This window comes from Microbacterium sp. 20-116 (assembly GCF_041079415.1).
Classification (GTDB): Bacteria; Actinomycetota; Actinomycetes; order Actinomycetales; family Microbacteriaceae; genus Microbacterium.
This window is the reverse complement of sequence record NZ_JBFYGP010000009.1, coordinates 26804-42896: the sequence shown is the minus strand read 5'-3', so window position 1 is coordinate 42896 and position 16093 is coordinate 26804. Positions and strand designations below refer to the sequence as shown.

Here is a 16093-nt window from a genome sequence, read left to right as displayed (position 1 = left end):
CCCCCGGCGTGAGGCGCTCCCCTAACGTGGGAGACATGACCGACGCTCAGGATTACTTCTCGCGCCGCCTCGCCTTCGAGACCGACCCCAGCGACGTGCACGCGGCCCAGAAGAACGGCGACCGCTTTGTGCTCGTCGACGTGCGCGGCGACGAGGCCTGGGCGCAGGGACGCATCTCGGGCGCCGTACACATGCCGTATCGAGAAATCGACGGTCGCGCACCTCTCGAGATCGCGCTCGATACCCCCGTCGTGGTGTACTGCTGGAGCCCCGGCTGCAACGCCGGGCAGAAGGGCGCCCTCGCCTTCGCCCGCCTCGGCTACGAGGTCCGCGAGATGATCGGCGGCTACGAGTACTGGGTACGTGAGGGTCAGCCCTTCGAGAACGACCGGGGTCCCTGCGAGCGGGTCTTCGACCCGACGGTCATGGTCGTCCGCTCCTGACCTCGAACACGTCACGGGATGCCGTTAGGCTGCCGAGATGCAGCATCCCCCTCTGGAACCGTTCGACTCCGGGTTCGTGGAAAGGCCGGACGGCGCCCGGCTGTATTGGGAGACCTCCGGTAATCCGCGAGGGCGACCAGCGCTCTATCTGCATGGCGGACCCGGCGGGAATCTCGGCAAGGGCGGGTACCGACGCCGGTTCGACCCCGCCCTTCATCTGATCGTCGGGATCGATCAGCGCGGTTGCGGGCGGAGCGAGCCCTGGGCGATGGATGACCTCTCCAGCCTGCAGCATCAGACCATGGACGACCTCCTCGCCGATATCGAGGCGGTGCGGGTGCATCTCGGCATCGACCGCTGGCTCTTGCACGGAGTGTCCTGGGGATCCACCCTGGCGCTCGCGTACGCCCTCGAGCATCCCGATCGCGTCACGGAGATCGTCAACTTCGCCGTCACGACCGGAGGGCGATGGGAGATCGATTGGATCACCGACGGCATCGCTCCGGTGTTCCCCGAGGCGTATGAGCGCCTCCGTTCGCTCCTGCGCGCGGATGAGCGCACGATCGAGGGCTACGCACGGCTCTTGACCCAGGGCGATCCGCACATGCGCCAAGTGGCCGCCGACCAGTGGGACGAGTGGGAGGCCACCCACATGTCCCTGGGCCCGCTCTCCACCCCGGGTCCGCTGCACGACGACGAGCGGCACAGACGAAACTTCGCCACCCTGGTCTCGCACTACTGGGCGCGCGACTGCTTCCTCACCGGTGACGCGGCCATCCTCGCCCGTGCGGAACAGCTCGCCGGCATTCCCGGGGTCCTCGTCCACGGACGGCGTGACATCAGCGGGCCGGCATTGACGGCGTGGAGACTGCACCGCGCCTGGCCGGGATCCCGCCTCGAGATCGTCGAAGAGGACGGCCACGGTGGACCGCGGAGCGCGGAGCTCTCTCAAGAAGCGATGGACGCGTTCGCCCGGGCATCGCGATGAACGCCGATCGACCAGACCGAGCGTGACCGGACTCTTCGTTGCCGGACGCGTCAGGCTGTTTCGACGTCCTCGGCGAACCAACGCGCCGCAGAACCGCAGAACACCGGGTCGCCGCCCACCGTCTGATCGTCGTCGACGACATCGCAGACGACGACGGTCACGTTATCGCGCGTGCCGGCCTCGAGCGCGAGCGCCACAGCTGCGGCCGCAGCAGATCGCGGGTCCGCCGCCTCGCCGACGAGGCGGGCGACATCCGCCTCGGGGACGTAGTCGGTCAGGCCGTCGCTGCAGAGCACCCATCGGTCGCCGGTCACCGGCGGACGCTCGGCGACGGAGACGACGTCTCCCTCTGCGCCCCCGAGCGAAGCGGTGATGATGTTGCGCCGCGGGTGCGCCTGCGCGGCCTCGGGAGGGATGATCCCGTGGTCGACGAGCGCCTGAACATACGAATCATCACGCGTCTCGCGCGTGAACTCGCCGTCGCGGAGCAGGTACGCCCGCGAGTCGCCGGTGTGCGCGAGCAGCAGCTCGCCGCTCACACTGAGGAAGATACCCGTGAACGTCGTCGCCATGCCCTGCAGCGCAGGGTCACGCTCGACGTGGGCGCGGATGTCCCAGTTCGCTTCGCGGATGCGCACGAGCAAGCCGTCGGCATCCATCCCGCCGCCGCGCGTGGCGACGAGGCGATGAAGGAGCGCAGCAGACGCGAGGTCTCCAGAAGGCCCTCCTCCGACGCCATCTGCCACCGCCGCACCCCAGGACGCCGAGAAAGCGGCGTCCTGGTTGGTGGGACGGTGGGAGCCGGCGTCGGAGACGGCGGCCGCATTCAGCCGAATGGGCACGGGATCAGCGCGCGAAGTACCCGCGGTAGTACTCGTACACCCAGCCGACGATGGCGATGACGAAGATCGCGAATCCGACGGGGACGAGCCAGCTTCCGACGGCAAGACCGATCACCGCGATCGCCGCGGAGGCAGCGAGAACGATGGGCCACCACGACCACGGGCTGAACTCGCCCATCTCGGGGTCACCGTCGTCGATGTCCGCCGTGAGGGTGTCCTCAGGAAGATCACCGCGCTGCGCCTTCATGACGCGCGAGATGTAGAAAGCGATCATCGACGACATCAGTCCGAGGAAGACGAGCGCGACGCTGCCCACCCACTCGACTCCACCGTGCTGGAGAAGACTCCAGACGGTGTAGACGGCGGCGATCAGGAAGCCGAAGACGGCCAGGAGCCACCAGAGTCCAACGTTGGTACGCATTCTTACTTGACCTCTCCAGCCGCAGAGTCGACCACGGGCGCCTCGGGCGCGTCCTTCGCGGGGCCCACGCCGACCGGGATGCCGGCCTCGGGGTGGTTCAGATCGAAGGCGGGACGCTCACTGCGGATACGCGGGATCGAGGTGAAGTTGTGACGCGGCGGGGGGCACGAGGTGGCCCACTCGAGCGAGGCACCGTAGCCCCACGGGTCGTCGACCGTCACGCGCGGCGCCTTGCGGGCGGTGATCCAGACGTTCAGGAGGAACGGGATCATCGACGCGCCGAGGATCATCGACCCGACGGTCGAGAGCTGGTTCTCCCACGTCCATCCATCAGCGGCCGCGTAGTCGGCGTAGCGACGGACCATGCCGTCGACACCCAGCCAGTGCTGGATGAGGAAGGTCATGTGGAAGCCGATGAACAGCATCCAGAAGTGAACCATGCCCAGACGCTCGTTGAGCATCTTGCCCGTCCACTTCGGCCACCAGAAGTAGAAGCCGGCGAACATCGCGAACACCACGGTGCCGAACACGACGTAGTGGAAGTGGGCCACCACGAAGTACGAGTCGGACAGGTGGAAGTCGAGCGGGGGCGACGCGAGGATGACGCCGGTCAGACCACCGAAGACGAACGACACGAGGAAGCCGAGGGCGAAGACCATGGGCGTCTCGAAGGTGACCGAGCCGCGCCAGAGCGTTCCGATCCAGTTGAAGATCTTCACGCCGGTCGGGACCGCGATCAGCATCGTCATGAGGGCGAAGAACGGCAGCAGCACACCGCCGGTGACGTACATGTGGTGCGCCCACACCGCGACCGACAGGGCCGCGATCGCGATGGTCGCGTACACCAGGGTCTTGTACCCGAAGATCGGCTTGCGGCTGAAGACCGGGAAGATCTCGGAAACGATGCCGAAGAACGGCAGCGCGATGATGTACACCTCGGGGTGTCCGAAGAACCAGAAGAGGTGCTGCCAGAGGAGCACTCCGCCGTTCTCGGGGCTGTAGATGTGGGCGCCGAGAACGCGGTCGGCGGCGGCGGCGAAGATGGCCGCGGCCAGCACGGGGAACGCAAGCAGGATCAGGATGCTGGTGATCAGCGTGTTCCACGAGAAGATCGGCATGCGCCACATCGTCATACCGGGGGCACGCATCGTGAGCACGGTGGTGATGAAGTTGACCGCACCGAGGATCGTGCCGAAACCGCTGATGCCGAGACCGAGCATCCAGAGGTTGCCGCCGACGCCCGGCGAGAAGCTGGCGTTGGCGAGTGGCTGGTAGGCGAACCAGCCGAAGCCGGCCGCGCCCTGCGGGGTGAGGAAGCCGGAGACGGCGATGGTCGACCCGAAGAGGAACAGCCAAAACGCGAACGCGTTCAGACGGGGGAACGCCACGTCGGGGGCGCCGATCTGCAACGGCAGCAGCGCGTTCGCGAAGCCCGCGAACAACGGCGTCGCGAACATGAGCAGCATGATCGTGCCGTGCATGGTGAAGAGCTGGTTGTACTGCTCTTTGGTCGGGATGATCTGCATGCCCGGCTCGAACAGCTCGGCGCGGATGATCAGCGCCATGACACCACCGAGCATGAAGAACATGACGGAGGCGATCAGGTACATGTACCCGATGGTCTTGTGGTCGGTGGAGGTGATCCACTTGACGACCAGGTTGCCCTTCTGCTCGACACGCGTGGTGCTGAGCAGTGCGGCTTGACGCGGCGGGAGAGTCGTCGGCCGCGAGGGGCCCGTCCCCTGGAGCGGAAGCGTCGTGGCCATGATCACTCGTTCCCTTCGGTACCGGCCGTCGTCAGGTTCTGCAGACGCGACAGGTCGCTGATGTCGCCCACGTCGCCGGCACGGCGCAGCGAGTCGAGGTAGGTGTTGTACTCGTCTTCGCTGACGACCTTGACGTTGAAGAGCATGGCGGAGTGGTACTCGCCGCAGAGCTCCGCGCACTTGCCCTCGTACGTGCCTTCACGGGTGGGCGTGAACGACCACTCGTTGTCGCGACCGATGTACATGTCTTTCTTGTAGAGGAAGTCGATGATCCAGAACGAGTGGATGACGTCGCGCGAGCGGAGGTCGATCTTCACGGTCTTGTTCACCGGCAGGTACAGCGTCGGGACGTCCTGGAGGTCGTACCCGTCGGACGTGGCCTTGGCCTGGACGCCCATGGAGTACACGGCGTCGGAGTTGTCTTCCTTCGTGCCGTTGTACTGGAAGTCCCACGCCCACTGCTTGCCGTAGGCGGTGATCGAGACGTCGGGGTTCTCGTACTGCGTCTCGAGCGTGTTCTGGTCGCGCGCCGTGAAGGCGAAGAAGCCCACCACCAGAATGAGCGGCACGACCGTGTAGAAGATCTCGACCGGCATGTTGTAGCGCAGCTGCACCGGCAGACCGGACTGACCCTTGCGACGGCGGTACGCGATGACCGACCACAGCATGAGGCCCCAGGTGATCACACCCACGGCGAGAAGGACGATCCACGAGTTGACCCAGAGCCCTGCGACCATGTCGGTGTGGTTCGTGGCGGCCGGGCCGTCATCGACGAAGCCGGGCAGGAAGCCGTGGAGCTGGGTGGTGGTGCAGCCGGAGAGGGCCGCGACGGATGCGATTCCGAGGGGAAGCGCTGCCCAGCGAAGGCGACGTTTGGAGGGCACAATGCACCTTTCCGGGTCGTGGATGTTGCTCTGACAGTCTAGAGCAACCTCTCACCGTTCTCAGGCCATTCGTCCAGTGCCGAGACATCGAGAACCCCCGGTTTCCGCGGTGTGATCCGGGATTCCGGGGGCTCTCGATTCAGCGCCGGAGACCGGCGTCGGGGTCAGTGGAAACTGTCTCCACAGGCGCAGGAACCCTGCGCGTTGGGGTTGTCGATCGTGAAGCCCTGCTCCGAGATCGTGTCCTTGAAGTCGATGTTGGCGCCGTCGAGGTACGGAACGCTCATGTCGTCGACGATGACCTCGACGCCGTCGAAGTCGACGACCTTGTCTCCGTCGAGGTAACGCTCGTCGAAATACAGCTGGTATATGAGGCCGGAGCAGCCGCCGGGCTGGACGGCGACGCGCAGACGCAGGTCGTCGCGGCCCTCCTGCGAGAGCAGGCTCTTCACCTTGTCGGAAGCGGCCGCGGTCAGGCCGACGCCGTGCTCGCGGGTGTCGGCGGAGGACGACAGTGTGGTGTCGGTCATGGCGATGCCCTTCGGTTGTTCGGTCGCGGGGACGGGACGAGTCTACGCCCGTCCCGCCCGCGCGGCCTCGATCAGTGCGAGCGCGCGTTTAGACGCGCGAGCAACAGCGCCTCGGAGACCAACGCGTTGCGGAAGGTCTCGAGGTGCAGCGACTCGTTCGGACTGTGCGCCCGGGCGTGGGGATCTTCCACGCCCGTCACGAGGATCTGCGCCTCCGGGAACTCGCGGACGAGGTCGGAGATGAACGGGATCGACCCGCCGATGCCGACGTCGACGGAGTCGACCCCGTATCCGTCGGCGAACGACGCCCGCGCCTCTTCCACGGCCCACCCGCTCGTGTCGACGAGGAACGAGTCACCGCAGTCGACGTCGCTGAATTCCAACTGCGCTCCGAACGGGGCGTGGGCGCGCAGATGCGCCTCGACCGCGGCGAAGGCCTCTCGGGCGTCCTGCCCGGGGGCCACGCGCGCGCTGATGACCACACTCGTCTGCGGAGAGAGGGTGTTGGATGCCGCCTCGACCGGGGTGGCATCCCAACCGGTGATCGTGATCGACGGCTTGTTCCAGATGCGACTGAGGATCGAATCGCGTCCGATCGGGCTCACCCCTTCGAGCAGGCCGGATTCGGCGCGGAGCGCGGACTCGTCGTAGGCGGGCGTCTCGGCGTCGCGCACGGCGAGGCCGTCGACCGCGACGGCGCCGTCGTCGTCCCACAGGGTCGCGAGCAGCTTGACCGCGGCGAGCATGGCATCCGGAACCGCCCCGCCCATCATCCCGGAGTGCGACGCGTGTTCGAGAGTGCGCACGGTCAGGGTGAAGCGGGCGTTGCCGCGCAGGGAGACGGTCAGACCGGGGGTGCGCTCGTCCCAGTTGCCGGAGTCGGCGACGACGATCACGTCGGAGCGGAGGACCTCGGCGTTGTCGGCGAGGAACTGCCCGAAGGAGCGCGAGCCGTACTCCTCCTCGCCCTCGATGAAGACGGCGATGCCGAGGTCGAGGTCGTCGCCGAGAACCTCGGAGACCGCACGGATGGCGCCGACGTGCGCCATGACGCCGGCCTTGTCGTCGGCTGCGCCGCGACCGTAGAGACGCCCGTCGCGGACGGTGGGCTCGAACGGCGGCGAATCCCAGAGCGCCTCGTCTCCGGGGGGCTGCACGTCGTGGTGGGCGTAGAGCAGCACCGTGGGGCGACCGTTTCGGGCCGCGCGCGTGGCGAGAACGGCGGGCTGACCGAACTCCTCGGTTCCGGGGATCGCGGCGCGCTTCACCTCGACGGAATCGAAGACGCCGGTGCCCTCGAGGAGGGCGGCCACGGCGTCTGCGCTCTCCACGAGCGCGGACTGGTCGAAGGCCGGCCATGCGATCGAGGGGATGCGCACGAGGGAGCCGAGATCGGCGAGGGCGGAGGGGATGCCGGCGTCCGCTGCTTTTTGCACAGCGTCCTGCCGGGACAGGTCGAGGGTCATGCGGGTAATCTTAAATCTCCCGATCAGCGAAGCACCGAGGTTTCCCGTGGCCAAGTCCCCCGCACCCGCCCCCAACGACACTCCCGTCGAGCCGACGGAGCTCGGTTCGGGCAAGGGCCGCGCGACGCCGTCGCGCGCCGAGCAGGAGGCCGCCCGCAAGCGTCCGCTCGTGCCCGACACCAAAGAGGCCAAGGCCCGCGCCCGCGCCGAGCTCGCCGCTCAGCGCGAGAAGGCGCGCATCGGAATGGCCGCCGGTGAGGAGAAATACCTCCCCGTGCGCGACCGCGGTCCGCAGCGTCGCTTCGCCCGCGATTTCGTCGACGCCGGGTGGCACCTCGGTGAGGGCGTCATGCCCTTCATGATCCTCGTGATCGTGGCGACCCTGATCCCCGTCTCGTTCTTCCAGTACTGGTCGTTCGTGGCGCTGTGGATCTTCATCCTCTTCGTCGTCGGCGACATGATCATCACGTCGATCCGCATCAAGAAGGCCGCCAAGGAGAAGTTCGGCGAGAGCCGGCTCGAGAAGGGCCTCGGCTGGTACGCCGCTATGCGCACCGTCCAGATGCGCTTCATGCGCCTCCCCAAGGCGCAGGTCAAGCGCGGTCAGTACCCCGTCTGACCCCGGGTTCCACGAAACGGCGCGCCTTCGGGCGCGCCGTTTCTGCGTTGCGGGCCCATCACCCCGTTTCGGCGTTGAGTGTCCAAGACACGCCGCTCGAGAACGTCTGGGCACGGCGTGTTCTGGACACTCGACACGCGTGCCGGCGCCTGCGGGCGGGGTCCGCGCCGGGGCGCGAGAGTGGGAGACGCGTGCGCGGGTCAGCGGGTGCGGGCGAGACCGCGGTTGATCTGGCGGGCCCACAGCGGGCCGCGATAGAGGAATCCGGTGTACCCCTGCACGAGGGTCGCACCGGCGTCGAGGCGCTCGCGCACGTCGGCAGCGGTCTCCACTCCCCCGGCCGAGATCACGACGAACTCCGCCGGGACGACCTCGCGGACGAGCCGGAGCACGTCGACGGCACGCTTCTTCAACGGCGCGCCCGACAGCCCACCGGCGCCCATCGCCTCCACCCTCGCGGCATCCGTGCTCAGACCGGTTCGCGCGATCGTCGTGTTCGTGGCGATGATGCCGGCGAGCCCCGAATCGACGGCGAGGCGCGCGATGTCCTGCACCTCCGCGTCGTCGAGATCCGGGGCGATCTTCACGAGCAGGGGCGTATCGCCCGCGGCATCCCGCACCTCGGTCAGGAGCGGACGCAGTGTCTCGACGGCCTGCAGACCCCGCAGACCGGGAGTGTTGGGAGAGGAGACGTTGACGACGAGGTAGTCGGCGAGAGGGGCGAGCAGTCGCGCGCTGCGGACGTAGTCGGTCGTGGCGTCCTCGACGGCGACCACGCGGCTCTTGCCGATGTTGACGCCGATGATCGGGCGCCGACGCGAACGACGCACGCGGCGCAGTTTCGCCGCGGCCGCGGCCGCACCGTCGTTGTTGAACCCCATGCGGTTGATGACCGCGCGGTCGGCGACCAGGCGGAACAGACGGGGTTTCGGGTTGCCCGGCTGCGGGAGCGCGGTGATGGTCCCCACCTCGACGTGTCCGAACCCGAGGGCTCCGAGGCCACTGACCATCGTGACGTTCTTGTCGAAGCCCGCGGCGACACCGAAAGGCGAGTCGAATACGAGGCCAAGCGCCTCGACCTTCTGTGCGGGCACGGGCGCGGTGAAGCGACGGACGAGGGATGCCACCGGCCCCGCCCCCGCAGCACGGATCACGACCGCGCCGAGATGGTGAGCGAACTCGGGGTCGAGGCGGGTGAGGACCGTACGGAAGAGAAGGGGATACATCCCCGCCAGGTTACTGGACCGGGTCGTCCTCGCCGATCCGTGCCGTCGAGCGCTCGGCGTGGTCGGCCCGGAGCTGAGCGATCGCGACGTCGAAGTCGTCGAGCGAGTCGAACGCCTGATAGACGCTCGCGAAGCGCAAGTAGGCGACCTCGTCGAGCTCGCGCAGCGGACCGAGGATCGACAGACCGATCTCGTTCGCCTCGATCTGCGACGACCCGGTCTGACGGATGCTCTCTTCGACCTGCTGGGCGAGCACCGCCAGGTCGGCATCGGTCACCGGCCGCCCCTGGCACGCCTTGCGGACGCCCGACATGACCTTCTCCCGGCTGAAGGGCTCCACGACACCGGAGCGCTTGATGACGTTGAGGCTGGCGGTTTCCACCGTCGAGAAACGCCCGCCGCACTTGGGACACTGGCGACGTCGACGGATGCTGAGGCCATCGTCGCTCGTGCGCGAGTCGATGACGCGAGAGTCCGGGTTCCGGCAGAAGGGGCAGTGCATGACGCCGCCAGACTACGCGTCGAAGCGCGCGGTCACGGCCTCGCCGTGCGCGGGCAGCGCCTCGGCGTCGGCGAGGGTCACGATGGCATCGCGCACCCGCGCGAGGGCGTCGCGGTCGTACTCGACGACCTGCTGGGGCCGCAGGAAGGTCGCCGCCGACAGACCGGCGCCGTAGCGTGCCTGTCCCCCGGTGGGCAGCACGTGGTTACTGCCCGCGAGATAGTCGCCGAGGCTGACCGGGGTGTAGGGGCCGACGAACACGGCGCCCGCGTTGACGAAGTCCTCGGGCCGCGGGTCGGAGAGGTGCAGCTCGAGATGCTCGGGCGCGTAGGCATTGCTGAACGCGGTGGCCTGGGCGAGGTCGTCGACCAGCACCACGGCCGACTGCGGGCCGTGAAAGGCCGCGGTGACGCGCTCGCTGTGGCGGGTGGCGGCGACGCGGCCAGGCAGAGCCGCGAGCACGGCCTCGGCCAGGTAGGCGGAGGCGGTGACCAGCACGGCGGAGGCCTGCTCGTCGTGCTCGGCCTGGCTGACCAGGTCGGCGGCGACGAGGGAGGGGACGGCGCTGTCGTCGGCGACCACGAGGATCTCGGTCGCTCCGGCCTCGGAGTCCGTTCCGACCCGACCCGCGACGGCGCGCTTGGCGGACGCCACGAAGTTGTTGCCGGGGCCGGTCACCACATCGACCGGGTCGAGCCCGATCTCGCCGACGCCGTGGGCGAAGGCGCCGATCGCTCCCGCGCCGCCCATGGCGTAGACCTCGGTGACGCCTAGAAGCTTGGCGGCGGCGAGGATGACCGGGTGCACGCGTCCGCCGAACGCGGCCTGCGGCGGAGAGGCAAGGGCCACCTCGCGCACTCCCGCCACCTGTGCGGGAACGACGTTCATCACGACGCTCGAAGGATAGACGGCCTTGCCACCCGGGACGTACAGACCCACGCGGCGCACCGGCTGCCACCGCTGGGTCACGCGTGCACCCTCGCCGAGCTCGGTGACGACGGGGGCAGGCACCTGGGCCGCGGACGCGGTGCGCACGCGCGCGATGGCCTCGTCGAGAGCGGCACGGATGCCGGGATCCAGATCGCGCAGGGCTTCGTCGAGGTGGTCGGCTGGCACGCGCAGGGCGTGATCGCTCACCCGGTCGAAACGCGCGGCCTGCTCGCGAAGAGCTTCTTCGCCGCGCCGGGCGACGTCGTCGACCAGCCGGGCGGCGGTAGCGAGGGCCTCGTCGCGGGCGGCGTCGGCTCGCGGGACGACGGCGAGAAGCTCGGCCGGCGAGAGCACGCGGCCGCGGAGATCGATCGTGCGAAGCATGTGTTCCAGGCTACCGGCGCCTGCGAGCCGCCTCGCGCGGGGCGGGCGGCTCGCAGGCTCTGTTCAGCCGCGGGTGACGCCGGAGACGTCGTGCAGGTAGCCGATGCGGCCGTCGTCGTGGCGGACGACGAAGGTCTCGCCGCGGTCCTCGATCACGAGCGCCCACGCCATGGGACCGATGTGGAAGATCGGTGTGCCGTAGTCGTCGACGATCTCGCGCTGCTCGGGAGCAAGCGCCCAGAACGCCTGCGCGTGCGGGTGGTCTTCGTGAGCGGTGCGCTGCTGGGCGGTGGGCTCGTCGCCCGCGGGGGCCTCCCAGCGCGAGTGATCCTCGCGATCGTTCGCGCGATCGTCGTCGTCGGCCCGCAACGGAGCGAACACATCGGTGTCGTTGGCGTCGGCATGGGCGGGGAACACGCTGGTCGCCGGTGCCGGGTCGTGGGAGAGATCGGTCGAGCCGGTGTAGCTGCCCGGGACGGAGACGTCCGCCCCGGCCTCGGCGCCCGAGTCGGCGGCCGGCACGGGGGTCGCCGTCTGCTCCGCCGCTTTCGGGGTACGCGGGTTACGCGGGCGCGCCACGACCGGACGGATCGGACGCGCGTTGCGGTGAGCCGGGATCTCTTCTCGACCACGGAAATCGGCCGAGAAGGGCGGGATCAGCGGCGCGAACACGGTGAGGACGACGCCCGCCAGCAGGAGGACGGCCTCGACCCAGATCACCCAGGAGCGCGTCCAGACTTCATTCGAACCGAAGACCGCGACCGTGTCCCACACCCACGCGATCCACACCAGGGCCGAGACGGTGAAGGCGACGGAGGCGAACTGGTCGATGCCGAGCGAGCCGACGCGCCGGATGCCCTGGGGCGACAGGCGCCGGAGCACGATGAGGCCGACCGCGACGGTGGGAAGGGCGATGGACGGGATCCACCACAGACCCGAGAGCCAGACGTTGGCACCACCGACGAGGACCCCGGAGCCCGATTCGAGGATGTTGGTGCGGAAGAACGAGACGAAGAACGCCACGACCCAGATGCCGAGGAGCGCGACCTCGCGAACGGAGAACGGACCGACGCCGTAGTTGGGGCGGTCGGCACCTCCGTCGACCTGCGAGTGAGTGCCGGTGCGGGCGTTCGCGTGCGCCGCGGCGGGTACGGACGCGCCGCGGGATCCGGCGTCGAGAGCGCCGGTGTCGTGGCCTCCCGTGTCGGTCAGATCTGCGACGTCGCCATCGGAGCCCCGTCGACGTGCGCCGGTCGGCTGGTAGGGCGCGCGATCCTCGGTGCGGGATGGGTCGAGTGCGTCGGGGTCGGTGGGCGTGAAGCCGTCGTGGGGGGTCGGATCGGTCACGGTGGTCCTTTCGGAGGGCGGCAAGCGCCCGGTCATCCTAACCAGGGGGTCCCCAGCATCCGCTGGGGTTGCAACTCTTTACGGAGGTGCGTCGATCAGCCGAGGCAGTTCGGGCCGAGGAGGCCCTTGAGCTCGCCGAACAGGTCGGCGGTCACGCGGACGGGCATCGGCACCTCGAACACTTTGGCGGTGCCGCCTTTGTGCAGCTTGAGGACGACCTCGGTCGAACCGGAATGCCGGCGCAGCATCTGCGCGAGCTCGCCGACGAGAGCCTCGTTCGCGCGCTGCTCCGGAACGACGAGGGTGAGCCCGCCCGCATCGTCGAGACCCTCGAGGTCGGGAGCGAAGGCACTCTGCGCGTGCAGGTTCAGCCCGTCGTCGCGGCGCGAGACCCGACCACGCACCACGAGGATGGAGTCTCCCTGCAGGATCGGCGCGAACTCCGCGTAGGTCTTGCCCATGAACATCACGGTCACCTCGCCGTTGAAGTCCTCGACGGTGACCATGCCGTAAGGGTTGCCGCTCTGCTTCGCGACGCGGTGCTGGACACTCGTCAGCAGGCCCGCCACGGTGACCTGATCGCCGTCCTGGACGTCCTCGGAGGCGAGGAGATCGTGGATCGACGTCGAGGCGTGCTTGGCGAGGGGCACCTCGAGACCGGCCAACGGGTGGTCGGACACGTAGAGCCCGAGCATCTCGCGCTCGAAGGCGAGTTTGTCCTTCTTGGTCCACTCGGGACGCTCGGGGACCTTCTCGACCTGCTGCGGTTCGTCCCACAGAGAGTCGAAGTCGAAACCCACCTCGCCGTTCGCCTCGCGACGCTTGTCGAGCACGGCCCCCTCGCACGCGTCCTCGTGGATCTCGACGAGGGCGCGGCGGGTCGACCCGAGCGAGTCGAAGGCGCCGGCCTTGATGAGCGATTCCACCGTGCGCTTGTTCGCCACGTGCAACGGGACCTTCGACAGGAAGTCGTGGAACGACGTGTACTTGGCATCTTGTCTGGCCGAGACGATCCCGTCGACGACGTTCGTTCCGACGTTGCGGACAGCTCCGAGGCCGAAGCGGATGTCCTCGCCGACGGCCGCGAAGAAGCGGATCGACTCGTTGACGTCGGGCGGCAGCACCTTGATCCCCATGCGACGGCACTCGTTGAGGTAGACCGCCATCTTGTCCTTCGAGTCCCCGACGCTCGTGAGCAGAGCGGCCATGTACTCGGCGGGGTAGTGCGCCTTGAGGTAGGCGGTCCAGTACGACACGAGACCGTAGGCGGCGGTGTGCGCCTTGTTGAAGGCGTAGTCCGCGAACGACTCGAGCACCTTCCACAGCGTCTGCTGCGCGACCTCGCCGAAACCGCGCTCGGTCATGCCGCCGAAGAACGTCTCTTTCTGCTTGTCGAGCTCGCTCTTCTTCTTCTTGCCCATCGCGCGACGCAGCAGGTCGGCCTGGCCGAGGGTGTAGCCGGCGACACGCTGGGCGACGGCCATCACCTGCTCCTGGTAGACGATCAGGCCGTACGTGGTGTCGAGGATGTCCGCCAGCGGTTCTTCGAGCTCGGGGTGGATGGGCTCGATCTCTTGCTGCTTGTTCTTGCGCAGCGCGTAGTTGATGTGCGAGTTCACGCCCATGGGGCCCGGGCGGTACAGCGCGAGCACCGCCGAGATGTCCTCGAAGTTGTCGGGGCGCATGAGACGCAGAAGCGAACGCATCGGCCCGCCATCGAGCTGGAACACACCGAGCGTGTCCCCGCGGGCGAGGAGCTCGTACGAGGCGGGGTCGTCGAGCTCGAGGTCCTCGAGCACGAGGGGGTGACCGCGGTTGGCTTCGATGTTGTCGAGGGCGTCGTTGATGATCGTGAGGTTTCGAAGCCCCAGGAAGTCCATCTTGATCAGGCCGAGCGACTCGCACGCCGGGTAGTCGAACTGCGTGACGATCTGGCCGTCCTGCTCGCGGCGCATGATCGGGATGATGTCGATCAGCGGCTCGCTCGACATGATGACACCGGCCGCGTGCACGCCCCACTGGCGCTTCAGGTTCTCGAGCCCCAGAGCGGTGTCGAAGACCGTCTTGGCCTCGGCATCGGTCTCGATGAGGGTGCGGAACTCGCTCGCCTCTTTGTACCGGGGATGCTCGGGGTTGAACATGCCGTCGAGCGGCATGTCCTTGCCCATCACGGCCGGGGGCATGGCCTTGGTGAGGCGGTCTCCCATGCTGAAGGGGAATCCGAGCACGCGACCGGCGTCCTTCAGCGCCTGCTTGGCCTTGATCGTGCCGTAGGTCACGATCTGGGCGACGCGCTCGTCACCGTACTTCTCGGTGACGTACTGGATGACCTCGCCGCGGCGACGGTCGTCGAAGTCGACGTCGAAGTCGGGCATCGAGACGCGGTCGGGGTTGAGGAAGCGCTCGAAAATGAGGCCGTGCTGCAGCGGATCGAGGTCGGTGATCTTCATCGCATACGCGACCATCGAGCCGGCACCGGAACCACGGCCGGGACCGACGCGGATCCCGTGGTCCTTCGCCCAGTTGATGAAGTCGGCGACGACGAGGAAGTATCCGGGGAACCCCATCTGGAGGATGACGTCGGTCTCGTACTCGGCCTGCTTGCGCACGGCATCCGGGATGCCGCCGGGGTATCGGTCGTGCAGCCCGTTCTCGACCTCTTTGATCATCCAGCTGCCCTCGGTCTCGCCGTCGGGCACGGGGAAGCGCGGCATGTAGTTGGCCGAGGTGTCGAACTCGACGTCGCAGCGCTCGGCGATGAGCAGCGTGTTGTCGCACGCCTCGGGGTGATCGCGGAACACCTGACGCATCTCGGCGGGCGACTTGACGTAGTAGCCGTCACCGTCGAACTTGAAGCGCTTCGGATCATCGAGCGTCGAGCCCGACTGCACGCAGAGCAGCGCGGCGTGGCTCGTCGCGTCGTGCTGGTGCGTGTAGTGCAGGTCGTTGGTTCCCAGGAGCGGGATGCCGAGATCTTTCGACAGCTTCAGCAGGTCGCCCATGACGCGGCGCTCGATCGAGAGGCCGTGGTCCATGATCTCGGCGAAGTAGTTCTCTTTGCCGAAGATGTCCTGGAACTCGGCGGCCGCGGCCCGGGCGGCTTCGTACTGACCGAGGCGCAGGCGCGTCTGCACCTCGCCGGACGGGCAGCCGGTGGTGGCGATGAGGCCCTTGCTGTAGGTCTGCAGCAGCTCTCGGTCCATGCGGGGCTTGAAGTAGTAGCCCTCCATGCTCGCCTTGGACGACAGCCGGAAGAGGTTGTGCATGCCCTGCGTCGTCTCCGACAGCAGTGTCATGTGCGTGTAGGCACCCGAACCCGAGACGTCGTCGCTCTGCTGTTCGGGCGTGCCCCAGCGCACGCGCGTCTTGTCGGAACGGTGAGTGCCGGGGGTGACGTAGGCCTCGATGCCGATGATCGGCTTGATGCCCGCGTCTTTCGCGGTCTTGTAGAACTCGAAGGCCGCGAAGGTGTTCCCGTGGTCGGTGACGGCGATGGCCGGCATGCCCTGTTTGACGGCCTCTTGGACCATCGGGCCGATGCGGGCCGCACCGTCGAGCATCGAATACTCGCTGTGCACGTGAAGGTGAACGAAGGAGTCTGCTGCCACGGGTCGAGTCTACGTTCGGCCCCCGACATCGATCACGGAAGTTCGCAGCCGGCGCTCAGTTCGACGCGCTCCCCCGGGCGCGTCGCCGGGGTCCCGGCATCCGGTCCGTCCGTCTGCGCCCAGGGAGCGTGCCGATC

The 16093-nt window shown here is 68.0% G+C and carries 14 protein-coding genes; 3 read left to right on the top strand and 11 right to left on the bottom strand.

All coding sequences use genetic code 11. The annotated features are described in order from the left end of the window. Positions 1–35 precede the first annotated feature (35 nt). Together AB6V29_RS14810 and AB6V29_RS14805 are read left to right on the top strand one after the other, a co-directional pair. Entirely contained in the window at positions 36–443 is a 408-nt protein-coding gene (locus AB6V29_RS14810) for a rhodanese-like domain-containing protein (RefSeq protein WP_369359558.1), read from the top strand. A 37-nt stretch (positions 444–480) separates the two neighbouring features. Continuing rightward, positions 481–1431 (top strand): alpha/beta fold hydrolase, encoded by a 951-nt coding sequence (locus AB6V29_RS14805; RefSeq protein WP_210076296.1) that lies wholly within the window; start codon positions 481–483, stop codon positions 1429–1431. Between the two features lie 50 nt (positions 1432–1481). On the opposite strand, the gene AB6V29_RS14800 is transcribed toward AB6V29_RS14805, so the two are convergent. From AB6V29_RS14800 to AB6V29_RS14775, 6 genes are all read right to left on the bottom strand, one after another. After that, positions 1482–2273: a PP2C family serine/threonine-protein phosphatase gene (locus AB6V29_RS14800; RefSeq protein WP_369359556.1), complete on the bottom strand. Its 792-nt coding sequence runs from the start codon at positions 2271–2273 to the stop codon at positions 1482–1484. A gap of 4 nt (positions 2274–2277) precedes the next feature. Then, positions 2278–2694 (bottom strand): cytochrome c oxidase subunit 4, encoded by a 417-nt coding sequence (locus tag AB6V29_RS14795; RefSeq protein WP_210076301.1) that lies wholly within the window; start codon positions 2692–2694, stop codon positions 2278–2280. A 2-nt stretch (positions 2695–2696) separates the two neighbouring features. Continuing rightward, a complete protein-coding gene (gene ctaD, locus AB6V29_RS14790; RefSeq protein WP_056227796.1) occupies positions 2697–4460 on the bottom strand; it encodes a cytochrome c oxidase subunit I in 1764 nt (587 codons plus the stop codon). A gap of 2 nt (positions 4461–4462) precedes the next feature. After that, complete coding sequence (gene coxB / locus AB6V29_RS14785; RefSeq protein WP_210076303.1) at positions 4463–5344, bottom strand: cytochrome c oxidase subunit II; 882 nt, start codon at positions 5342–5344, stop codon at positions 4463–4465. A 164-nt stretch (positions 5345–5508) separates the two neighbouring features. Next, a complete protein-coding gene (gene erpA / locus AB6V29_RS14780; protein WP_210076305.1) occupies positions 5509–5874 on the bottom strand; it encodes an iron-sulfur cluster insertion protein ErpA in 366 nt (121 codons plus the stop codon). A 71-nt stretch (positions 5875–5945) separates the two neighbouring features. Continuing rightward, positions 5946–7340: a dipeptidase gene (locus tag AB6V29_RS14775; RefSeq protein ID WP_369359552.1), complete on the bottom strand. Its 1395-nt coding sequence runs from the start codon at positions 7338–7340 to the stop codon at positions 5946–5948. Between the two features lie 46 nt (positions 7341–7386). Between AB6V29_RS14775 and AB6V29_RS14770 the strand changes: the two genes are divergently transcribed. Then, positions 7387–7959 (top strand): DUF3043 domain-containing protein, encoded by a 573-nt coding sequence (locus AB6V29_RS14770; RefSeq protein ID WP_210076309.1) that lies wholly within the window; start codon positions 7387–7389, stop codon positions 7957–7959. A gap of 200 nt (positions 7960–8159) precedes the next feature. Here the strand turns inward: AB6V29_RS14770 and AB6V29_RS14765 are convergent, their stop codons facing one another. The 5 genes from AB6V29_RS14765 to dnaE form a co-directional block, all read right to left on the bottom strand. Continuing rightward, entirely contained in the window at positions 8160–9185 is a 1026-nt protein-coding gene (locus tag AB6V29_RS14765) for a quinone-dependent dihydroorotate dehydrogenase (RefSeq protein ID WP_267786746.1), read from the bottom strand. A 10-nt stretch (positions 9186–9195) separates the two neighbouring features. Next, a complete protein-coding gene (nrdR, locus tag AB6V29_RS14760; protein WP_369359549.1) occupies positions 9196–9687 on the bottom strand; it encodes a transcriptional regulator NrdR in 492 nt (163 codons plus the stop codon). A 12-nt stretch (positions 9688–9699) separates the two neighbouring features. Beyond that, positions 9700–11001, bottom strand: coding sequence for a histidinol dehydrogenase (hisD, locus tag AB6V29_RS14755; protein ID WP_369359547.1), 1302 nt, complete (start codon positions 10999–11001; stop codon positions 9700–9702). Between the two features lie 63 nt (positions 11002–11064). Then, complete coding sequence (locus tag AB6V29_RS14750) at positions 11065–12348, bottom strand: hypothetical protein (RefSeq protein ID WP_369359545.1); 1284 nt, start codon at positions 12346–12348, stop codon at positions 11065–11067. Positions 12349–12443: 95 nt separating this feature from the next. After that, complete coding sequence (gene dnaE, locus AB6V29_RS14745; RefSeq protein WP_210076316.1) at positions 12444–15956, bottom strand: DNA polymerase III subunit alpha; 3513 nt, start codon at positions 15954–15956, stop codon at positions 12444–12446. Positions 15957–16093: the final 137 nt, after the last annotated feature.